A 20612-nucleotide genomic window follows, 5' to 3' on the forward strand; every position below is an offset into this window, starting at 1 on the left:
CACAGGATGCGCGTGAAAACAAAGAGATAGAGCATTTCCAATAATTCAATCAAAACAGGAAATACTCTAGCGTCGGCCATAGATAAGGTCAGTGCGAATATCCGCGCTACCTGTAAGGCGGGCTTTATAAACCTCGTAGTTTTCCATCACCCGCTGTACATAGTTGCGTGTTTCGGAAAATGGGATGCGCTCAATCCAGTCGACAACGTCTTCGATGGGCTTGCCGCGTGGATCGCCATATCGGTCCATCCATTCGATTGCCCGTCTTGGACCGGCATTATATCCGGCAAAAGTCAGCACATAAGAACCGTTAAAACGGTCGAGCTGTTCGCCGAGGAAATGCGCGCCCAGCGTTGCATTATAGGCCGCGTCATTGGTCAGTCTCTGGTCGGAATAGGCCATTCCATTGCGGGTCGCGATGCTTTTTGCGGTGGCTGGCATCAATTGCAGCAGCCCACGTGCACCGGCCTTGGAAACAGCCCCGACATTAAACTCGCTTTCCTGGCGTGCAATCGCGTAGGCCAGCGCTTTGCCGGAGCCGCTGATATTAGCATTTGCCGGAATGGCACCAATCGGATGTGACAATGCACCGACATCCAGCCCACGGAAAGCCGCAGTCTTGCCCACCCGCAGCGCGAGATAATGGTTCTTGTTGTGCTCCGCCATTACCGCGAGCAGCGCCAGCTCTCCAACGCTGTTGAGTTCTTGTGAAAGCTGCATGTAAAGAGCGTTGGCGCGATTGCCATAGCCGATCTGCTCAAGGCGCTTGATCGCCTGCACGGCAGGGCGGCCAGAGAAACGCACGCGATCTGCATCGCTTGGCCGAGGATAGGCCAGTTCGGGCGCTTTTTCGCGAAGCTTGGCTGCTGAAAGCTGTCCATAAAAGGTTGTACCAAAATGTGCAGAACGCCGATAATAATGCACTGCATCGCCGCCGGCACCTGCTTCTGCCGCACGTCCCAGCCAGTAATAGGCGCGGGAGGCGGAAATCGGACGGGATGAAATTTCGGCGATCCTGGCAAAATGCGGGGCAGCAAGTTTGGGTTGGTTGAGCGCGCGCAAAGCATACCAACCCGCATGGAATTCCGCCTCTGCGGCCATCGTGGGTGATTCTGCGGCATGGGCTGCGGCAAGCTTGTAGGCAAGCTGCGGCTTGTTAATGTCGAGAAGCTCGCGCGACAGGATACGGCGCTCTACCCACCACGCATCAGGATCAAGCAGCGACGATGCATTCTTTGGTGCTTTCAGCATCAAGTTGGTTGCTTCATCAAAACGATCGGCACGGCGCAAAAAGCGGATTTGCAGAAACATATAGGCAGGATTGGCGTGCCAGGAGCGATCCACAGCAGCAATCGCTTGCGCGGTGTTGGGTGATTTCTGTGCCAGTGCTGCATAGGCATTATAAAGCGACTGCGCCTGTGCAGGGCCAGCCAGAAGCTTTGCCGATTGCATGCGATCATTATAGAGCGCGCGCAGCAGGCGGTGCTGGTGATCATCACGCGTAAGAATGTTGGAAAATTCTTTCAGCACCCGTGTTTCATCGTCTGCGGAAAGGCGTTCACTTCTCCACCAGGGTGCGAGAAGCTGATGCGCCTTGGCGTTGCTTCCAATACTGACATAGGCGCGGGCAAGCGCGATCATGCCTTCCGTTGTCTGCGGTCGCGTGTTGTTAAACGTGGCAATCACTGTCGCAGCGGGCGCATTTTCCCGAAACAAAGCGCGCTCCGAATTGCGGCGCAGCGCCGACATGCCCGGCCAGCCTGCCAGTTCAGACGCCGCTGCCGAGATTTCACTGCTCGGAATGCCCGTGATGCCGGATGTTGCAATCGACCACGTCAGAATCTGGCGATCGAGAGAGCCTTTTGTCATGCCATTGCGATAGGCAATCGCTTCGACAATATTGTGCGCGTAAAGCGCATCAAGCCCGGCTTTCAGGGTGCCACTGATCGCGGCGGGATTTTCGCCACGGCGGAATGAAGAGGTAATGACAGGGTCTGGCGGTGCGGGGCGGGCCTTGGGCGTTACCAGATTGATCGGTGATTCATGCGACGATGTTGGTGCAAAAGGACGCGCCAGCGGGGTGGGAATATCCGTTGGGAAAGCGGATTGCGCGTAAGCGGCACTGATCTGCCCTGCTAAAAGCGAGGCAACAATCATCATTCCGCCCGAAACGAGCGCCCTTTGCTTTAATGGCTTATTTAAAGTTTTTCTACGCATGACCGAATGAGAATAGAGTGCCTGATAGCGGGCAAAATATTGTGCAAATCTGGCTTTTCTAAGCCTGATCTACCGAGAGGAGATTCTGCATAAGACTATGATGGTGATGGATGAAGCATTGGTTAATAAAAGGTTATATTTTTCTTTACGACCTAGTATTGGTTGGCCGGTTATTCGTGACCAAACAGGCACAGAAAAAAGCGGCGGGATTTTCGTAAAACTGTCACTTACGCGCTGATTTACGCTTTTCCCCCGCTTGCCGGAATTGCGCTGCGAGATTATGGTGCATCACCTCGCAGGCATTCTGGCTTATATGATCGTCGGGATGGTATTGTCGGGTTATGACTTATTTCTCAGGAGTTCACAGATGCTGAAAGGCTCGATCACTGCACTTGTCACGCCATTCGATAGTGAAGGAGCGTTCGACGAGAAAGCCTTTCGTGCCTTTGTGAACTGGCAGATTGAAGAGGGCACCAAAGGGCTCGTTCCTGTCGGCACAACGGGCGAAACACCGACCTTGTCACATGACGAGCATAAGCGCGTTATTGAGGTTTGTATTGAAGTCGCCGCTGGCCGTGTGCCGGTGATTGCGGGTGCCGGTTCCAACAATACGGTTGAAGCGATTGAGCTTGCACAGCACGCTGAAAAGGCTGGTGCAGATGCGGCTCTGGTTGTCACCCCTTATTACAACAAGCCGAACCAGCGCGGTCTTTACGAGCATTTTTCGCGTGTTGCCCGTTCGATCTCCATTCCGCTGATCATTTACAACATTCCGGGTCGTTCGATCATCGATATGACGCCTGAAACCATGGGCGCACTGGCGCGCGATCACAAAAACATCGTGGGCGTTAAGGATGCCACCGGCAAGATTGAGCGTGTTTCCGAGCAGCGCGCCACCTGCGGCAAGGATTTCATCCAGCTTTCGGGCGAGGATGCGACAGCGCTTGGTTTCAATGCGCATGGCGGTGTCGGCTGCATTTCGGTTACGTCCAATATTGCGCCGCGTCTTTGTGCAGACTTTCAGGATGCTTGTGAGGCGGGTGATTATCCAAAGGCCCTTGAATTGCAGGATCGCCTGATGCCGCTGCACAAGGCATTGTTTATTGAGCCTAACCCATCCGGTCCGAAATATGCTCTGTCGCGCCTTGGTCGCGTCGAAAATGTTCTGCGCTCGCCCATGGTCACAATTGAAGCCGCGACGGCTGAAAAGATCGATCAGGCCATGAAACATGCAGGGCTTGTCAATTAAGGCTGTTCAATTTGCCTGGTTGACTGATTTTTACGCTCTCGCCCGCGCGAGAGCGTTTTCATTTCCGGCAATGAGCATTATATGGTTGTATTATGAATAAGCCGAAAAACTCTCCCGCTCGCAAAATGGTCGCTGAAAACCGTAAAGCGCGCTACAATTTCGAAATCATCTATACGCTTGAGGCCGGTCTGGTTTTGACCGGAACTGAAGTGAAGTCGTTGCGCGCCAATCAGGCCAATATTGCTGAAAGCTACGCAAGCTTTGAGAATGGTGAATTCTGGCTGATCAATTCCTATATCCCGGAATATACACAAGGCAATCGCTTCAATCATGAGCCGCGCCGGTTGCGTAAACTGCTGATAAGCCGTCGCGAAATGTCGCGGATTTTCCAGTCCGTTTCGCGCGAAGGCATGACAGTGGTGCCGTTGAAACTCTACTTCAACGATCGCGGTCGGGCGAAACTCGAAATTGGTGTGGCGCGCGGTAAGAAGAATCACGACAAGCGTGAGACTGAAAAGCAGCGCGATTGGAACCGTGAAAAGTCGCGCCTCCTGCGTGATCGTGGCTGACGTTCACAGGTGAAGCTTTCAAAAATAAAAAGCGCCTTCAGGCGCTTTTTTCATTCAGAAAAGCACGCACATTTCTAAAAATATCCCGAAACATTGGATCAGTCAGCTTGCCGGTATTGGTATTATAGCGCGAGCAGTGATAGCTCGAAAATATCCGCAAGCCATTGATATTTGTCTCTTTGCCATGCCCGAACGGATGGCGGGACACCGGTGCGCCCATCGCACGAACCGTCGACTGATGGGCAATGGTACCCAGCGTTACAACGGCGCGCAGATTTTTAAAATGCGTGAGCAGGGGGCTGAAAAACTGACGGCAATTGTTGATTTCACTGCCAACCGGTTTGTTTTCAGGTGGCACACAGCGCACCGCATTGACAATACCGGCGTCAACAAGCCGCAGACTATCATCGGGCCGTGCTTCAAACTTGCCGCTCGCAAAGCCAAATTCGCATAGGGTGCTGTAGAGAAGTTCGCCTGCATAATCGCCGGTAAAAGGGCGCCCAGTTCGATTGGCCCCGCGCAAGCCGGGAGCAAGGCCAACGATCAGAAGCTGCACGTCATCGTCATGGGCAGGCAGAAATGGCGCAACCGGTGCGTTGTGCCATTCAGGCTCTTTGTGTCGCCATTCCTGAAGAAAAGCATGCAATCGCGGACAAATCGCACAGTTCGGTGAAGGTTCTGAAATCATAACCTTGCATGAACCGGACAATTGTCCGCGTCAATAGATCTGATCGCAGTGCATTCCGAAAACTGTGAAATGGCTTTCGGACAAGATGCACTTTCAATCAATAATCGTAATCCTGATCATCATCCTGACGACGCTGCTGCTGCGGGCGTTCAGATGGATCGCGACCAATTTCAGACTTCAGCGAAACAAGGTCGATGAAATGATCGGCCTGGCGGCGCAATTCATCGGAAATCATTGCTGGCTGGGTTGTCAGCGTGGAAACAACGGAAACTTTGCGGCCCTTGCGCTGCAACGCTTCTGCAAGCGAGCGGAAATCACCGTCGCCCGAGAAAATCACGAAGTGATCGACAGTGTCGGTAAGCTGCATAGCATCGACGGTGAGTTCGATGTCCATATTGCCCTTGACCTTGCGGCGACCCGTTGAATCCGTAAATTCTTTGGCGGCTTTGGTAACGACCTTATAGCCGTTATAGTCAAGCCAGTCGATGAGGGGACGGATCGACGAATATTCCTGATCCTCAACCAGAGCGGTGTAATAATACGCACGCAGCAAATAACCGCGTTTCTGGAAAGCCTTCAAAAGTTTCCGGTAATCAATATCGAAACCGAGTGTCTTGGAAGCTGCATATAAATTTGCACCGTCAATAAATAGCGCAATTTTTTCACGAGAATCGAACATCGTGCAATATATCCACTCTGCGACCTACAGGGAGTGGACCTGCGACCGCGTATTCAGATTTGTTTCTTAAACGACGGGGGTATTCTTTTTTTGTACCAATGACGTTTATTGGGTTCTACGGGGATATTATAGAAAAACAAGCAACTCATGGTTGTTATTTGCTGGTGCTTAATTGCTTATGCGAGATATTTGCCTTAAGCAATCGATAATTGACTAAAATCTATTGTCTCAATCGCGTCCTGCGCCTGTATTTGTCAGACAGATTTATAAACTGTGTTAAATCCGCTGGGCGTAATAAACGGCGTCGGACAGATTATCCGCTTTTGCTTGTAATTTCGGCGCATAAGCGTTATGTGCAAGAAAAATTCCGTTAAAGTTTAGGAAATGAAAGGGACCGCCCATGGCTCGCGTCACCGTTGAGGACTGCGTAGATAAGGTCGAGAACCGTTTTGAACTGGTTCTGCTGGCCGGTCACCGTGCCCGCCAGATTTCTCAGGGCGCTCAGATCACGATCGACCGCGACAATGATAAAAACCCGGTTGTTGCCCTGCGTGAAATCGCTGACGAAACTCTTTCGCCAGATGACCTGAAAGAAGATCTTATTCATTCGCTGCAGAAGCATGTTGAGGTTGACGAGCCGGAAGCAGCAGCACCTGCTCTTCTCGCCGATGCTTCCGGTGAACTGGCTGAGGGCATTGCCGAGGCTGGAGAAGAAGACATTGTTTCCTTCGACCGTATGTCGGAAGAAGAACTGCTTGCTGGTATCGAAGGCCTCGTTGCTCCAGAAAAGAACGACGACTTCTGATTGCCTTCCAGACTACCGTATTTTGCATGCGCTGTAGCCCGGCAAGGCTATGGCGCATGTTTTTATATGCATGCAGGCAATGTACAAAATGCGTTTCAGACGAATTTAAGGGCTAATTCGTCAGGAAATTAAGGTTGTTTGCAGAAAATGGGTCGGCAAGATCGCAAATTATTATATTTTTTAGCGATTTCCGTTCAAACTGGCCGCTGAATATGTGACGGGTAGGGAGTTTGCGTAGATGATGCGCCAATATGAGCTTGTGGAGCGTGTCCAGCGATACAAGCCAGACGTGAATGAGGCGCTTCTTAATAAGGCATATGTTTATGCCATGCAGAAGCACGGCAGTCAGAAGCGCGCGTCCGGAGATCCGTATTTTTCGCATCCGCTCGAAGTCGCAGCCATTCTCACAGACATGCATCTGGATGAAGCCACAATCGCCATCGCTCTCCTGCATGACACCATCGAAGATACCACTGCCACCCGTCAGGAAATCGACCAGCTTTTTGGGCCTGAAATCGGCAAGCTTGTCGAAGGACTAACGAAGCTCAAGAAACTGGATCTGGTTTCCAAGAAGGCCGTGCAGGCTGAAAACCTGCGCAAGTTGCTGCTCGCAATCTCTGAAGATGTACGCGTACTTCTGGTGAAGCTTGCAGATCGTCTGCATAATATGCGCACACTTGGCGTCATGCGCGAAGACAAGCGCTTGCGGATTGCTGAAGAAACCATGGATATTTATGCGCCGCTTGCTGGCCGCATGGGTATGCAGGATACGCGCGAAGAGCTTGAAGAACTTGCCTTTCGCTATATCAATCCCGATGCGTGGCGCGCGGTGACAGACCGTCTTGCGGAACTTCTTGAGAAGAATCGCGGCCTTCTGCAAAAGATTGAAGAAGACCTTTCTGATATTTTTCAGAAGAACGGCATCAAGGCGACTGTCAAAAGCCGCCAGAAGAAGCCATGGTCGGTTTTCCGCAAGATGGAAACCAAGGGCCTGTCATTTGAACAGCTTTCCGATATTTTCGGTTTCCGCGTCATGGTGGAATCAACACAGGATTGCTACCGCGCACTGGGTTTGATCCACACCACATGGTCGATGGTTCCCGGACGCTTCAAAGACTATATTTCTACACCAAAGCAGAACGATTATCGTTCGCTGCATACCACAATCATCGGTCCGTCCCGGCAGCGTATTGAGTTGCAGATCCGCACGCGCATGATGGATGAAATCGCGGAATTCGGTGTTGCGGCCCATTCGATTTACAAGGATCGCGGCAGCGCCAACAATCCGCACAAGATTTCCACTGAAACCAACGCCTATGCCTGGCTGCGCCAGACCATTGAGCAGCTTTCCGAAGGTGATAACCCGGAAGAATTCCTCGAGCATACCAAGCTCGAACTCTTTCAGGATCAGGTTTTCTGTTTCACGCCAAAGGGACGTTTGATTGCGCTGCCGCGTGGCGCGACGCCGATTGATTTTGCTTACGCAGTCCATACGGATATTGGCGATAGCTGCGTGGGCGCGAAGGTCAATGGCCGCATCATGCCGCTGATGACCGAGCTTAAAAACGGCGATGAAGTGGATATCATCCGCTCCAAAGCGCAGGTGCCGCCTGCTGCATGGGAATCGCTGGTTGCAACGGGCAAGGCACGCGCTGCCATTCGCCGGGCAACGCGCTCAGCAGTCCGCAAGCAATATTCGGGCCTTGGCATGCGCATTCTTGAGCGCGCATTTGAGCGGGCTGGAAAGACTTACAGCAAAGATATTCTTAAACCGCATCTGCCGCGTCTGGCGCGTAAGGAAGTCGAAGATGTTCTGGCGGCGGTTGGTCGTGGTGAATTGCCATCCACCGATGTTGTGAAGGCAGTCTATCCTGACTATCAGGACACCCGCGTAACGACACAGAACAGCCCGGCAAAGACCGGTGAAAAGGGCTGGTTCAATATTCAGAACGCGGCAGGCATGATTTTCAAGGTGCCGGAAGGTTCTGAAGGCGCGCACGAACCGGGAGAGACCGGTGACAAGCAAAAGCGCAAGGCTGTGCCAATCCGCGGCACCAATTCTGATTTGCCGGTGCGTTTTGCCCCGGAAGGCGCTGTCCCCGGTGATCGTATCGTCGGCATCATGCAGCCGGGCGCGGGCATCACCATCTATCCGATCCAGTCGCCGGCGCTGACAGCTTATGACGATCAGCCTGAGCGCTGGATTGATGTGCGCTGGGATATTGATGAGGGGATGCATGAGCGCTTCCCGGCCCGCATTAGCGTGTCTGCGATCAACTCACCCGGATCTCTGGCTGAAATTGCGCAGATCGTGGCCGCCAATGACGCCAATATTCATAACCTCTCAATGGTGCGCACTGCACCCGATTTTACTGAAATGATCATTGATGTTGAGGTCTGGGATCTTAAACACCTCAATCGTATCATTTCGCAGTTGAAAGAAAGCGCAAGCGTCAGTGGCGCAACGCGCGTGAACGGATAAGGCACTATGAAAACCGAAGACGTCCTTGCTGTCTTCCGCGAAGCGGGAGCGATCCTTGAAGGCCATTTTATTCTGACATCTGGTCTCCGCAGCCCGATCTTCTTGCAAAAGGCGCGCGTTTTCATGCATGCCGATAAAACAGAGAAGCTCTGCAAAGCCCTCGCGGAAAAGATCAGGGCGGCTGACCTTGGCCAGATTGATTATGTGGTCGGCCCTGCAATTGGGGGGCTTATCCCTTCTTATGAAACATCGCGTCATCTCGGTGTGCCGTCGGTCTGGGTCGAGCGCGAAAATGGCACTTTCCGCCTGCGCCGCTTTGATGTGCCAAAGGGCGCGCGGGTTGTGATTGTCGAAGACATTGTCACAACGGGCCTGTCGATTCGCGAAACTATAGAATGCATGACGGCGATTGGCGTTGAGGTTGTTGCCGCTGCCTGTATTGTGGATCGATCGGCAGGTAAGGCTGATGTCGGCACCAAGCTGATCGCGCTTGCCGAATATGAAGTCCCTGCTTATGCGCCTGATGATTTGCCGCCGGAACTGGCTGCAATTCCAGCAATTAAGCCGGGTAGCCGGAATATTTGATCGTTTTTGAATATAATCTTGATTGTGTTGAGCGCAATTTTGTCGTGCGGCGAAATTGCGCTTTGCGTTATTGGCCCCACCCCCCTATTTTAGGGAAAGGGCAATCCAATGCTCATATCCCCCCTGACTAGGAATTCGTCGTGGCTGTTGTGCCTCTTATATTCGACAAAAAGCCCTCTCATCGAACAGCCTGTGGCGTCTGTGTGGACTGTGACGTCCGCCGCATGGCAGTTTGCTCTGCACTCGATGATCGCGATCTTGGTGCGCTTGAAGCCATCATGACGTCGAAAAAGCTCGGCGCCAATGAAATGCTGGTGGAAGAGGGTGATCTCAAGCGCAGGGTCTTTAGTCTGACATCAGGCATGCTGCGTATTTATACATCTCTGCCCGATGGCCGTCGCCAGATTGCGGGTTTTCTGGTGCCAGGCGATTATCTGGGGCTGGCTGACGATGACGTCTATTCACAGTCTGCCGAAGCTGTTGTTCCTTCTGTTCTTTGCGCTTTCTCGGCAAAGGAAATGGATGGGCTGATGGAGAGCTTCCCGAAGCTGAAAGAGCGTCTTTACCAGATGACACGTGAGGCATTGCGTACCGCGCGTGACAATCAGCTTGTGCTGGGGCGTCTTGCGCCGGTGGAAAAGCTTGCAAGTTTTCTTCTCGTTCTGGCCGCACGGATCGAAAAGCATGGCGGCAAGGCCAATGTGGTTCATTTGTCGATGAACCGCACCGATATCGCGGATTATCTGGGCCTGACGATTGAAACAGTCAGTCGCAGTTTTACGAAGCTGAAAACGCAAGGCCTCATTCAGTTGCTTGATGCGAATACCGTGGAAATACTTTCGCGCCGGTCGCTTGCATCTGTTGCAGGCATGGACCCTGAAAATATCTGACCCCCAACTTCTTTGTTGCAGTTTCGTTGATCCAAATCAATGAAGATTGCCCGTGTGTCCATTACATCTGATCGTACAAATTGAGGCAGCTTATTGAGGCGCTGCCCGATGATAACGAGGTGAGCAGGTGTCATTGTGGCTGGCAATACCAATATCGGCTGTCATGTGTGCGGGATTCCTTGCAGACTCATGCCGACTTGCCCGGCAGAATGCCCGTCTTCTTCAAATGCGCGTAAGGGTGGGAGAATCTCACCGGATCGTCAGGAGCGGGGAGTGCAATCACCATGCATGAAGACGCGATAAGAAGATATGCGGCGCTTGCCGTTCCTCGCTACACGTCGTTCCCGACGGCCGTGGATTTCACCCCGATTACTGCTGACAGCACCAAAAGCTGGTTGCGTCAGATCGGTCCGCGAGAGAGTGTCTCGCTTTATATCCATGTGCCCTATTGCAAAGAGATTTGTCATTACTGCGGATGCCATTCCAAAATGGCCGTCCGCGAGGATGTTATTGAAAATTTCGTGATCGCTCTTTTGAGTGAGATCGAAACGGTAGGTGCAAGCCTGACGGTGCGTCCGCAGGTGGTGCATCTACATTGGGGCGGGGGCACCCCTTCAATTCTGCATGCAGACCAGTTCAAGCGCATTGTAGCTGCACTTCGTCTGTCGTTTGATTTCCACCCGGATATGGAACATGCCATTGAACTTGATCCGCGCACGGTCAATCCTGTTCTGGTCGAGGCTCTGGCCCAGATTGGTGTCAATCGTGCGAGTCTTGGCGTGCAGGATGTCAATGCAGAGGTACAAAAGGCGATCGGTCGCATCCAGCCGATAGAAACCGTTGCAAGAGCAGTAACACTTTTGCGCGAAGCTGGCATTGATCGCCTGAATTTTGATCTGATTTATGGTCTGCCACTTCAAACTGTGGAGAGCCTTCGCGAAACCTGCGAACGTGTGGCCGAGATGAAGCCGGATCGCATCGCTTGCTTTGGGTATGCACATCTGCCGCAACGTCGCGCGAACCAGAGATTGATTGACGAAAGTAGCCTGCCGGATGCGGATGAGCGCTTTGCGCAGGCAAGCGCAGTGGCCGAGAGCTTTATTGGTTTCGGTTATAAGCCAGTCGGCATTGACCATTTTGCATTGCCGGATGATGCGCTGGCCATTGCCGCAGAAAATGGCACGTTGCATCGTAATTTCCAAGGATACACGACAGACCGGTGTCAGACGCTGATTGGCTTCGGACCATCGTCGATATCCCAATATCCGGCTGGTTATACGCAGAACATCTCCGATGTTGGGCAATATAGCAAACGTGTTGTGACCGGGGGGCTTGCAACTGTGCGTGGTTATCCGATGCACGACAATGACAGACTGCGTGCAAGCATCATTACGGCACTCATGTGCAACTTCCGGGTTGATTTGAACCTTGCTGCACCGGGCGTTGAGTTCTCGGACGAAATGGCTTTGCTGCGCCCGCTCGTTGCTGACGGGCTGGTAGAAGTGCGCGATGGTGTCATCACGGCAACAGAGGATGGAAAGCCGCTGATTCGTCTGGTTGCGGCAACCTTTGATGAGTTCCGCAGAGAGAGCGTAAACGGCTTCAGCTCCGCTGTGTAAAATATTTCAGAGCTGCCGCTGTACCGGGCCGTCAGAAGGTCAGTGGCATCAGGAGCACCGTTCGTTGGGGGATGAGCGGTGCTCCATTTTTTCATAAGGGCTAAGTTTATTGAGCTCTTTGCATCTTTGGCAGGAAGATGGTCAGAAGGCCGAGAAGCGGCAGATACGAACAAATCTGATAGACAAACTCGATGCTTGTTCTATCGGCCACGATTCCGAGCAGCGCGGCGGCAATACCGGCGATACCAAAGGCAAGGCCGAAGAACAGCCCGGATACCATGCCAACACGTCCCGGAAGCAATTCCTGTGCAAAGACGATGATTGCCGGGAAAGCTGAAGCCAAAACGAAGCCGATGATGATGGTCAGAATTGCTGTGACTTCCAGGTTTGCATAAGGCAGTGCCAGCGTGAAAGGCAGAATACCGAGGATCGAAACCCAGATCACGGTCCGGGTGCCGATCCTGTCGCCGATAGGACCGCCAATGATCGTGCCTGCCGCAACTGCACCAAGAAACAGGAACAGCAAAAGCTGCGATGCCTGTACGGTCACGCCGAAATGGCTGATAGTATAGAAGGTATAATAGCTCGTCAGGCTCGCCATATAGACATATTTGGTGAAAATCAGCAGGGCGAGGATGCCAATCGAAGCAATCACCTTGTTGCGCGGCAGCGGCAGTGTCTTATCGGCCTTTGGCTTGTGCTTATTGGCCAGATTGTGCTGATTGTACCAGTTTCCAACATACCAGAGCAGGGCCATGCCGATCAGTGCTGCAATGGAAAACCACGACACGCTGGCCTGTCCGAAAGGCAGAACAACGAAGGCCGCAAGCAATGGTCCAATGGATGAGCCGAAGTTACCGCCCACCTGAAACATTGATTGTGCAAAGCCGTGGCGACCACCCGATGCAAGACGCGCGACGCGCGCAGCTTCCGGATGAAACACAGAAGAGCCAAAGCCGATAAAGGCTGCACCCAATAACAGGAATGAGAAATGGTATGCTGTTGCGAGCAGGATCAGGCCAATCAGCGTGCACCCCATGCCGAATGGCAATGAATAAGGCATTGGACGTCGATCCGTGTAAATGCCAACGATTGGCTGTAGAATGGATGCCGTTACCTGAAAGGTGAAGGTGAGTAGGCCGATCTGCCAGAAAGACAGGCTGTAGTTGTCCTTGAGCATCGGATAGATCGCCGGAAGGAGCGACTGCATCATGTCGTTGAGAAAGTGGCCCATACTCGTGGCCAGAATAATGGCGAGAACCGTATTGTTCGCGCCGGTGCTTGTTGGCTGCTCGGCAGCACTCGTGCTCATAAGTCCTACTCCGAAGGTAATTGGGAACGGGATTCGCCCGTCAATTGGCATGTTAGGGGTGGGACCCCTATTCGTCGTTCACAAATATTTCTAAACTGATCAATTCATAATTATATTGTTTCACGCCTGCTTTCGTGATTTGGTCCATTACCTTCGAGAGTGGGCCAAAGCGGATGAAGCAAAAATTGCCAGCGGGGCGAATATTGCCTCAAAGTGAGGAACTGCAACGGTTTCATGAACAGCGCATAGCCATGCTGGAGAATTTGCACGGACCAGTCATTGCTCTGCCGACAGAATACCCCGACGGTTATTTCGTGCCTCAGCACAGCCATAGTCGCGCGCAGCTGCTGTGTGCTTCACAAGGTGTCGTTCTAGTCACCACGCAGGCCGGTCGTTGGATGATTCCCAGTGACCATGCCATTTGGATTCCCGCCGGCGTCGAACATTCTGTCGAAATCGTTGGCGATGTATTGATGCGCTCAATCTACATTGCAGTTGACGTGATTTCTGGCGTGCCTGATTATCTTCATGTGGTTGGCATGACCGATCTGATGCGCTGCCTTATCATTGATGCGACCCTTGTCGATAGCATCCCCGAGCCGGGAAGCCGAGATGCTCTGGTAATCGAACTGATCTTGAAAGATCTGCGCACTTTGCCGCAAAGGCCACTTGGTCTGCCTTTCCCGACGGATATTCGTCTGCAGAAGCTTTGCCGTGAATTCGTAAAAACACCTTCAGCGCGCGCGACAATTGATGACTGGGCGAACCGTATGGCCATGAGCAGGCGCTCATTCACCCGTCATTTTCAGCGTGAAACGGGTGTAAGCCTGTCGATATGGCGGCAGCAAGCCTGTCTTTTCGCTGCTCTTCCGCGCCTGACGGAAGGCGAGCCGGTGACAAGTGTGGCGCTTGATCTTGGCTATGACAGCGTATCTGCATTTACGACAATGTTTCGCCGTATGCTGGGCGTATCGCCGAAGTTCTATTCGCCACGTATGCATGCGGCATCGGTCGAAGGGAATGGTCGGCACCCGTCCGCATCGTTATGATAATAACAATTGTTTCGGGGCGAAGAGAGCAGTATGAGAAGCCATGTTATTTCAACGCCGAAATCCGCCGACCCGCACTGAGCGTTTCCGAACGCTGGTTTGGCCGCGCCGTTCTTTTGCCCGCTCGTTTAAATATGGCGGCAAGCGCGTGCTGCGCATCACTGCGTCACCCCACGCAGTTGCTGCGGGGCTGGCCGTTGGCGTCTTTTCAGCTTTCACGCCGTTTTTCGGTTTCCATCTGATTATAGCAATTGTTCTGGCATATTTTCTGGCTGGAAATATTGCTGCCGCAGCGCTCGGCACGACGTTGGCCAACCCGCTGACGCTGCCTTTCATTTGGGGAAGCACCTATGAGCTGGGCCGTTTTGTGATCAGTGGCGATATTGAAAGCGCACCACCTCTGCATCTGGGCCACGCGCTTCAGACAATGAAATTCGGTGAAGTGTGGACGCCACTGTTAAAGCCCATGCTTTTCGGATCGACCATTCTCGGTGCAGTTTTCGCAGTGATTGCATATTTTGCCACACGCTTTGCCGTGAAGGCATTTCGCCGCCGCAGGCTTGAGCGGCTTGCTGCAAAGCAAAATTTGGCTGTTAAGCAGGAGCCGCAGAAAATATGATTGTCGGCATTGGCAGCGATCTGATCGATATTCGCCGCGTAGAAAAGACCCTCGAAAAGCATGGTGATCGCTTTATCCAGCGTGTATTTACCGAGATTGAACAGGCAAAATCGGATGGGCGCAAACAACGCGCAGCATCTTATGCAAAGCGGTTTGCGGCGAAGGAAGCTTGCTCCAAAGCTCTTGGCACTGGCCTTTCAAACGGTGTTTTCTGGCGGGATATGGGTGTGGTCAACACATCGTCGGGCAAGCCAACCATGAAGCTTACGGGTGGTGCTGCCGAACAGTTGAAAAACATACTGCCAGAAGGGATGCGCGCTGCCATACATCTGACAATTACAGATGATTTTCCTCTCGCGCAGGCCTTCGTTATTATCGAAGCTCTACCGGAAACCGACTAATCCATATTGCCGAATAACGGCATACACCAAAACAATTGCGATTGTGACAGGTAAACTCCTGCTCATAATCGTGCGAGAAGCGGGTGATTGGATTGCCTCAGGCAATCTTAGCCGTTATTAGATCGCACATCGGCAAGCGGAGATACAATGAGCGTGTCCAGCAAAAGTGAAACTAAAAAATCAGGCGGCATTCGCGAAACCGTCAGTGTTATCGTGCAGGCACTGCTGCTGGCACTGATCATTCGCAGCCTGCTTTTCCAACCGTTTAGCATTCCGTCTGGCTCAATGCGCCCGACTTTGCTGGAAGGCGATTATCTTTTCGTATCGAAATACGCCTATGGCTATTCGCGTTACTCGCTGCCCTTTGGTTTCGATCTGTTCAACGGTCGCATCTGGGGTGCAGAACCAAAACGTGGTGACGTTGTTGTCTTCAAGCTGCCAAGCGACACCAATATTGATTACATCAAACGCGTGATTGGCCTTCCGGGTGATCGCATTCAGATGCGCGGCGGCGTTCTTTATATCAATGATGTAGCCGTTAAGCGCGAGCGCGTTGGGACAATCGACAATCCCGATGTGACCGAGGTCAACCGTCCGGTGGAGGTCTATCGCGAAACGCTGCCCAATGGCGTGAGCTACGATACGCTTGATCTTGCGCCAAATTCCATTGGCGATGACACCCGCGTGTTCGAAGTGCCTGCCGGTCATTATTTCATGATGGGTGACAATCGCGATAATTCGCTCGATAGCCGTTTTGGTGTTGGCTATGTGCCGTTTGAAAATCTGGTCGGTCGGGCGAATATTATTTTCTTCTCAATTGCTGATAAGGCAAGCCCGCTCGAAATCTGGAAATGGCCGACTGATGTTCGTTTCAGCCGTCTTTTCTCATGGGTGAGCGGAAAGCCGCACACTGCCGTAACCGGAAACTGAGATGATTTCTGCAAATAAGGCAGCATCGATCCTGGAAGAGCGCACTGGACACCGTTTTCTTAATCTGAAACGGCTTGAACGGGCGCTCACCCATTCGAGTGTGCAGGGGCCATCGCGCCCAAATTATGAACGGCTGGAATTTCTCGGTGACCGTGTATTGGGTTTGGTTGTTGCGGAAATGCTTTTCGAGTCATTTCCCGACGCGCCCGAAGGTGAGCTGTCTGTTCGCCTCAACGCGCTGGTGAATGCCGAAACCTGTGCTGCAATTGCTGATGAGATCAGACTTGCAGACCTTATCCAAACAGGTTCAGACATAAAATCTTTAAATGACAAACGCCTGCTGAATGTGCGCGCAGATGTCGTGGAAGCTTTGATCGCAACGATTTATATGGATGGCGGACTTGATGCGGCCCGCCGCTTTATAAAGCGTTATTGGCAGGGCCGCTCACTTGAGACAGGTGCTGCGCGTCGCGATGCTAAAACTGAGTTGCAGGAATGGGCGCATCAGCAGGGCAATGTGCACCCATCCTATGTTATTCTGGATCGCAGCGGCCCTGATCACGATCCTTCATTTACGGTAGAAGTGACCGTGAAGGGGTTCGCGCCTGAAACGGGTGAGGGGCGATCCAAGCGGATTGCCGAGCAAAGCGCGGCCGAAGCCATGCTTTATAGGGAATCTGTCTGGAAGCGTGATGGTTCTTCTTAATGCGGCCCTCTGCTTTTTTCTGTAAAACTCGGCTATAATCAATCAAACAACAGCAGCAATAGGCTGCTGCCTGAGCAAGGCGGTGTCGGGGGACACCTTTTTGCGATTAATTTCGTCTCAAAGGATGACTAATGAACAACCCAACCGTGCCGTCAGATGGCGCAACTGAAACCTTGCAGACCCGCTCCGGCTTTGTTGCACTTATCGGCGCGCCAAATGCCGGAAAGTCCACGCTGGTCAATCAGCTCGTGGGAACCAAGGTTTCAATCGTCACACATAAAGTGCAGACCACGCGCGCGCTGGTTCGCGGTATCTTCATTGAGAATAATGCGCAGATCGTCCTTGTCGATACACCCGGCATTTTTCGTCCAAAGCGCAGGCTCGATCGTGCCATGGTCACGACCGCATGGGGTGGCGCGAAGGATGCCGACATCATTCTGGTGATCCTTGATGCGCAGGGCAGCCTCAACGAGAATGCGGAAGCTCTTCTCGAAAGCATGGCCAATGTTCGTCAGAAGAAAGTTCTTGTACTCAATAAAGTGGACCGCGTTGATCCGCCAAAGTTGCTTGAACTGGCGCAAAAGGCAAATGAGAAGGTCGCTTTCGACCGTACATTCATGATCTCGGCGCTCAACGGTTCGGGCTGTAAGGATCTGGCAAAATTCCTGGCTGAGAGCGTTCCAAACGGTCCTTGGTATTATCCGGAAGATCAGATCTCCGATATGCCGATGCGCCAGCTTGCGGCAGAAATCACCCGTGAAAAGCTTTATCTGCGCCTGCATGAAGAACTGCCTTATTCCTCGACGGTCGAGACAGAGCGTTGGGAAGAGCGTAAGGATGGCTCGGTGCGGATTGAGCAGGTGATTTATGTCGAGCGCGAAAGCCAGAAAAAGATTGTTCTTGGCCATAAGGGCGAGACGATCAAGGCAATCGGCCAATCTGCACGCAAAGAGATCAGCGAAATCCTTGAGCAGAATGTGCATCTCTTCCTGTTTGTGAAAGTGCGCGAAAATTGGGGCAATGATCCAGAGCGTTATCGCGAAATGGGTCTGGACTTCCCAACGTAAGGTGTATCAAAAAAGCCCATGGAATGGCGCGATGAAGGCATAATTCTCGGCACGCGGCGACACGGCGAAACAAGCGCCATTGTTGAAGTGATGACGCGCGAACATGGCCGTCATATGGGTATGGTGCGTGGTGGGCGATCCCGCCGCATGCAGCCGCTGCTCCAGCCCGGCAATCACGTTGATCTGACATGGTGGGCGCGGCTGGATGAACATATGGGTTCGTTCACAATTGAGCCGCTTGGCTTTGCTGCTGCCCGCCTCATTGAAACGCCTGTTGCGCTTTATGGCATCCAGCTTGTTGCCGCGCATTTGCGGCTTTTACCCGAGCGTGATCCACAACGTGCGCTTTATGAAACGCTGCGCCTCATCATCGAGCATTTTGATGACCCACTTTCATCAGGTGAGTTGCTGTTGCGTTTTGAAGTGATGATGCTGGAAGAACTGGGCTTCGGCCTTGATCTAAAAGAGTGCGCGGCGACGGGCGTTAGTGAAAACCTGATCTATGTTTCGCCCAAATCAGGACGAGCGGTTTGTGGCGATGCGGGTGCGCCATGGGCTGACAAGATGTTGCCGCTGCCTGCATTCGTCAACAGCACATCAGTGCGTCCATCCTGCTACGACGATCTTAATGATGCATTCAGGATGACGGGTTTCTTCTTCCTGCGCCATGTGTGGGAACCACGCGCACAAACTCCGCCTGACGCGCGGGGCGGCTTTCTCAATGCAGTGTCACGAAGTCTCAACCTGCAACAGGCAGGCTGAAAACATTGCCTTCAAACGCATCTTTTCCGCGGCCTATGGCGCGAATGGCCGTGACCATGCGGCCGCCGCGACCAAGCAACTGATCAGCCAGTTCGACTAATCGGATATTGGGCGTTGCAGAGGGGGAAAGCTGGCGCAGCCTTGCTGCAAGAGCCACTTCATCGAGCGCATGATTAAGCGCCATGGCAATGATATAGGCGCTGGCAGTGGAGCGCGAAATACCTGCGTAACAATGGATTAGCAGCGGCCTTTCCCGCTCCCATGTTGTCACAAATTCAAGCAACTCTTCCACATGGTTGTGTTGTGGCATCACCAAACCATCACGCGGCTCAACAATATCGTTGAAAATGAGGCTGAGCCGCTTCATTTCGCCGGGCAGGGAAGGCACATCGCCACTGCTCAGTGTTACGATATGACTTGGCTGATGCAGCGCAATTTGCGCCTCAAGCTTTGAAAGCGGGCTGACCACGATATGCGTCATGGCTTGTTTCTTTGTGCCTGTTCCAATGTTGCAAAGCGCGCCAGAAAATCATTCTGCACGTTTTGTGTCGGGCGCGGTGTCAGATCCAGCCCTGCTGGATCAAATCCGCGCGGACGCCCAAAATACTTGATCGCTTCCGTTTCGCTAAAGCCGGCAAGGCGGGTGGCCTCAAAGAAAGCTGCGACCTGATCAGCGCGCTTGATCAGCTTTTTGAGCGAAGCTGATATGGATGCGGGCAGCGAAAAACGCACATGAATGGCGCTTTCAAGCCGCGCTTCGATCAGCTTATAGTTCCCGCCCATCACTGCCTTGAATGGCGAGATCATGTCTCCAATCACATATTCAGGCGCATCATGCAGAAGGGTTAGCATCTGCTGCTCGACGCTTGCATCAGGCACAAGCCGATTGAAAATCTGTTCCACCAGCAGGGAGTGCTGGGCGACAGAATAGGCATGCTCGCCGACGGTCTGCCCATTCCAGCGCGCCACACGCGCAAGACCATGCGCAATGTCTTCAATCTCGACATCAAGCGGTGACGGATCAAGCAGGTCGAGCCTGCGGCCAGACAACATGCGTTGCCATGCGCGGTCTTTGCCAGATGAATGATCTGCGGACGCCATTAGTCTTTGTCCGTCTCGGTGGTGGGAAATGTGAAACGCACATGCGGTGGCAGCGCGAGTGTAATTTCGCTTTCACCGGCCAGAATCGGGGTGCCGGAATCAAGCGCATCCTTCACCCGATCAATACGCACCAGTGCAAGGCCAATCCGACCCGACGAGCTGCCGAGTGTTCCAACATCGCGTCCGGCCACCGTGATTGGAGTGCCCATGGCGGGCAGGGGCATATCCGATTTGGCGACAAGCACCCGGCGGCGTGGCGTGCCGCGATGATGCATACGCGAGACGACTTCTTGTCCGATGAAACAGCCTTTTGGGAAACTCACGCCGCCCGTCTGATCGAAGTTAATGTCGTGAGGAAACACGTCATTATAAGCAAAATCGGCTTCGCCTTCGGCAATGCCATATTCGGCCCGAAGCGCCACCCATGCGCTTTCATCGCTGATTTCACCGGCCTGTCCATAAATGCGGGTCACTTTCAGCTCTTCAGGAAAGCGCGTATCGCGCTTCATTGAATCACTTTCTGAGGAAGCGGAATCATTGTGCCAGCAAACGCTGACAAGGGATTCTGGCAATTGGATAATTTCCGCTTTGGCGCGCAGGCGATAAAGCGTCATCCGCTTGGCAAAATCGGCTGCGATGCTTGCTGGCATATCGAAACGAAAACCGTTTTCTATGCGTGACACGACAAAGTCGAACATGATCTTGCCTTGCGGTGCCAGCAATGCGCCCGGTTTCAATTCATCGGCGCCAAGCATGTCGAGATTGGTCGTAATCACGGCTTGTACGAATTTTTCCGCGTCTTCGCCCGTGATGTGAACCAGTGCTCTGTTGGAAAGATTGATCAATTCCGCTACCGTCGCCATCGCTTCTTCCTTGCCTTTA

At 52.8% G+C, this 20612-nt stretch carries 21 protein-coding genes; 14 read left to right on the forward strand and 7 right to left on the reverse strand.

Going from position 1 to position 20612, the window contains the following annotated elements; translation table 11 throughout:
• Positions 1-66: 66 nt before the first annotated feature.
• Positions 67-2160, reverse strand: a complete 2094-nt coding sequence (locus OPR82_RS04480) for a lytic transglycosylase domain-containing protein (protein ID WP_265983248.1) — start codon at positions 2158-2160, stop codon at positions 67-69.
• Positions 2161-2584: 424 nt separating this feature from the next.
• Here OPR82_RS04480 and dapA point away from each other — a divergent pair, with 424 nt between their 5' ends.
• Positions 2585-3466 carry a 4-hydroxy-tetrahydrodipicolinate synthase gene (dapA, locus tag OPR82_RS04485; protein WP_265983249.1) on the forward strand — a complete coding sequence of 294 codons (882 nt, stop codon included), beginning with the start codon at positions 2585-2587 and terminating at the stop codon, positions 3464-3466.
• A 92-nt stretch (positions 3467-3558) separates the two neighbouring features.
• Positions 3559-4035, forward strand: a complete 477-nt coding sequence (gene smpB / locus OPR82_RS04490) for an SsrA-binding protein SmpB (RefSeq protein WP_265983251.1) — start codon at positions 3559-3561, stop codon at positions 4033-4035.
• 37 nt (positions 4036-4072) lie between these two features.
• Here the strand turns inward: smpB and OPR82_RS04495 are convergent, their stop codons facing one another.
• Both OPR82_RS04495 and OPR82_RS04500 read right to left on the reverse strand, forming a co-directional pair.
• Positions 4073-4723: a uracil-DNA glycosylase gene (locus OPR82_RS04495; RefSeq protein WP_265983253.1), complete on the reverse strand. Its 651-nt coding sequence runs from the start codon at positions 4721-4723 to the stop codon at positions 4073-4075.
• Positions 4724-4820: 97 nt separating this feature from the next.
• A complete protein-coding gene (locus OPR82_RS04500) occupies positions 4821-5402 on the reverse strand; it encodes a LabA-like NYN domain-containing protein (RefSeq protein WP_265983255.1) in 582 nt (193 codons plus the stop codon).
• A 400-nt stretch (positions 5403-5802) separates the two neighbouring features.
• On the opposite strand from OPR82_RS04500, the gene rpoZ reads away from it, so the two are divergent.
• From rpoZ to hemN, 5 genes are all read left to right on the forward strand, one after another.
• Entirely contained in the window at positions 5803-6207 is a 405-nt protein-coding gene (gene rpoZ / locus OPR82_RS04505) for a DNA-directed RNA polymerase subunit omega (protein ID WP_265983257.1), read from the forward strand.
• 238 nt (positions 6208-6445) lie between these two features.
• On the forward strand, positions 6446-8689 hold the full coding sequence (locus tag OPR82_RS04510; RefSeq protein WP_265983258.1) for a RelA/SpoT family protein: 2244 nt from the start codon (positions 6446-6448) through the stop codon (positions 8687-8689).
• 6 nt (positions 8690-8695) lie between these two features.
• Positions 8696-9274 carry an orotate phosphoribosyltransferase gene (gene pyrE, locus OPR82_RS04515; protein ID WP_265983259.1) on the forward strand — a complete coding sequence of 193 codons (579 nt, stop codon included), beginning with the start codon at positions 8696-8698 and terminating at the stop codon, positions 9272-9274.
• A gap of 140 nt (positions 9275-9414) precedes the next feature.
• Entirely contained in the window at positions 9415-10164 is a 750-nt protein-coding gene (locus OPR82_RS04520; RefSeq protein WP_396996868.1) for a helix-turn-helix domain-containing protein, read from the forward strand.
• 284 nt (positions 10165-10448) lie between these two features.
• Positions 10449-11783, forward strand: coding sequence for an oxygen-independent coproporphyrinogen III oxidase (hemN, locus tag OPR82_RS04525; RefSeq protein ID WP_265983260.1), 1335 nt, complete (start codon positions 10449-10451; stop codon positions 11781-11783).
• Positions 11784-11889: 106 nt separating this feature from the next.
• On the opposite strand, the gene OPR82_RS04530 is transcribed toward hemN, so the two are convergent.
• Complete coding sequence (locus OPR82_RS04530) at positions 11890-13095, reverse strand: MFS transporter (RefSeq protein ID WP_265983261.1); 1206 nt, start codon at positions 13093-13095, stop codon at positions 11890-11892.
• 203 nt (positions 13096-13298) lie between these two features.
• Here OPR82_RS04530 and OPR82_RS04535 point away from each other — a divergent pair, with 203 nt between their 5' ends.
• The 7 genes from OPR82_RS04535 (at position 13299) to recO (ending at position 18629) form a co-directional block, all read left to right on the forward strand.
• Positions 13299-14144: an AraC family transcriptional regulator gene (locus OPR82_RS04535; protein ID WP_265983262.1), complete on the forward strand. Its 846-nt coding sequence runs from the start codon at positions 13299-13301 to the stop codon at positions 14142-14144.
• A 43-nt stretch (positions 14145-14187) separates the two neighbouring features.
• Positions 14188-14763, forward strand: coding sequence for a type IV secretion system effector BspA (gene bspA / locus OPR82_RS04540; RefSeq protein ID WP_265983263.1), 576 nt, complete (start codon positions 14188-14190; stop codon positions 14761-14763).
• Positions 14760-15164, forward strand: a complete 405-nt coding sequence (gene acpS / locus OPR82_RS04545; protein WP_265983264.1) for a holo-ACP synthase — start codon at positions 14760-14762, stop codon at positions 15162-15164. The genes bspA and acpS overlap by 4 nt, the downstream gene beginning before the upstream one ends.
• A gap of 147 nt (positions 15165-15311) precedes the next feature.
• On the forward strand, positions 15312-16094 hold the full coding sequence (lepB, locus tag OPR82_RS04550; protein ID WP_265983265.1) for a signal peptidase I: 783 nt from the start codon (positions 15312-15314) through the stop codon (positions 16092-16094).
• 1 nt (position 16095) lies between these two features.
• Positions 16096-16800 (forward strand): ribonuclease III, encoded by a 705-nt coding sequence (gene rnc / locus OPR82_RS04555; protein WP_265983266.1) that lies wholly within the window; start codon positions 16096-16098, stop codon positions 16798-16800.
• A 131-nt stretch (positions 16801-16931) separates the two neighbouring features.
• On the forward strand, positions 16932-17867 hold the full coding sequence (era, locus tag OPR82_RS04560) for a GTPase Era (protein ID WP_265983267.1): 936 nt from the start codon (positions 16932-16934) through the stop codon (positions 17865-17867).
• Positions 17868-17885: 18 nt separating this feature from the next.
• On the forward strand, positions 17886-18629 hold the full coding sequence (gene recO, locus OPR82_RS04565) for a DNA repair protein RecO (RefSeq protein WP_265983269.1): 744 nt from the start codon (positions 17886-17888) through the stop codon (positions 18627-18629).
• Here the strand turns inward: recO and OPR82_RS04570 are convergent.
• The 3 genes from OPR82_RS04570 to ygfZ are packed head-to-tail and all read right to left on the reverse strand — an operon-like array spanning position 18607 to position 20593.
• Positions 18607-19110: a tyrosine phosphatase family protein gene (locus tag OPR82_RS04570; protein WP_265983271.1), complete on the reverse strand. Its 504-nt coding sequence runs from the start codon at positions 19108-19110 to the stop codon at positions 18607-18609. The two genes, recO and OPR82_RS04570, sit on opposite strands and share 23 nt — an antisense overlap.
• Positions 19107-19730: an HD family hydrolase gene (locus tag OPR82_RS04575; protein WP_265983272.1), complete on the reverse strand. Its 624-nt coding sequence runs from the start codon at positions 19728-19730 to the stop codon at positions 19107-19109. Before OPR82_RS04575 ends, OPR82_RS04570 begins: the two co-directional genes overlap by 4 nt.
• Positions 19730-20593, reverse strand: a complete 864-nt coding sequence (gene ygfZ / locus OPR82_RS04580) for a CAF17-like 4Fe-4S cluster assembly/insertion protein YgfZ (RefSeq protein WP_265983273.1) — start codon at positions 20591-20593, stop codon at positions 19730-19732. Before ygfZ ends, OPR82_RS04575 begins: the two co-directional genes overlap by 1 nt.
• Positions 20594-20612: the final 19 nt, after the last annotated feature.

Origin of the sequence: Ochrobactrum chromiisoli (genome assembly GCF_026241335.1) — a bacterium.
In the GTDB taxonomy this organism is placed as follows: Bacteria; Pseudomonadota; Alphaproteobacteria; order Rhizobiales; family Rhizobiaceae; genus Brucella; species Brucella chromiisoli.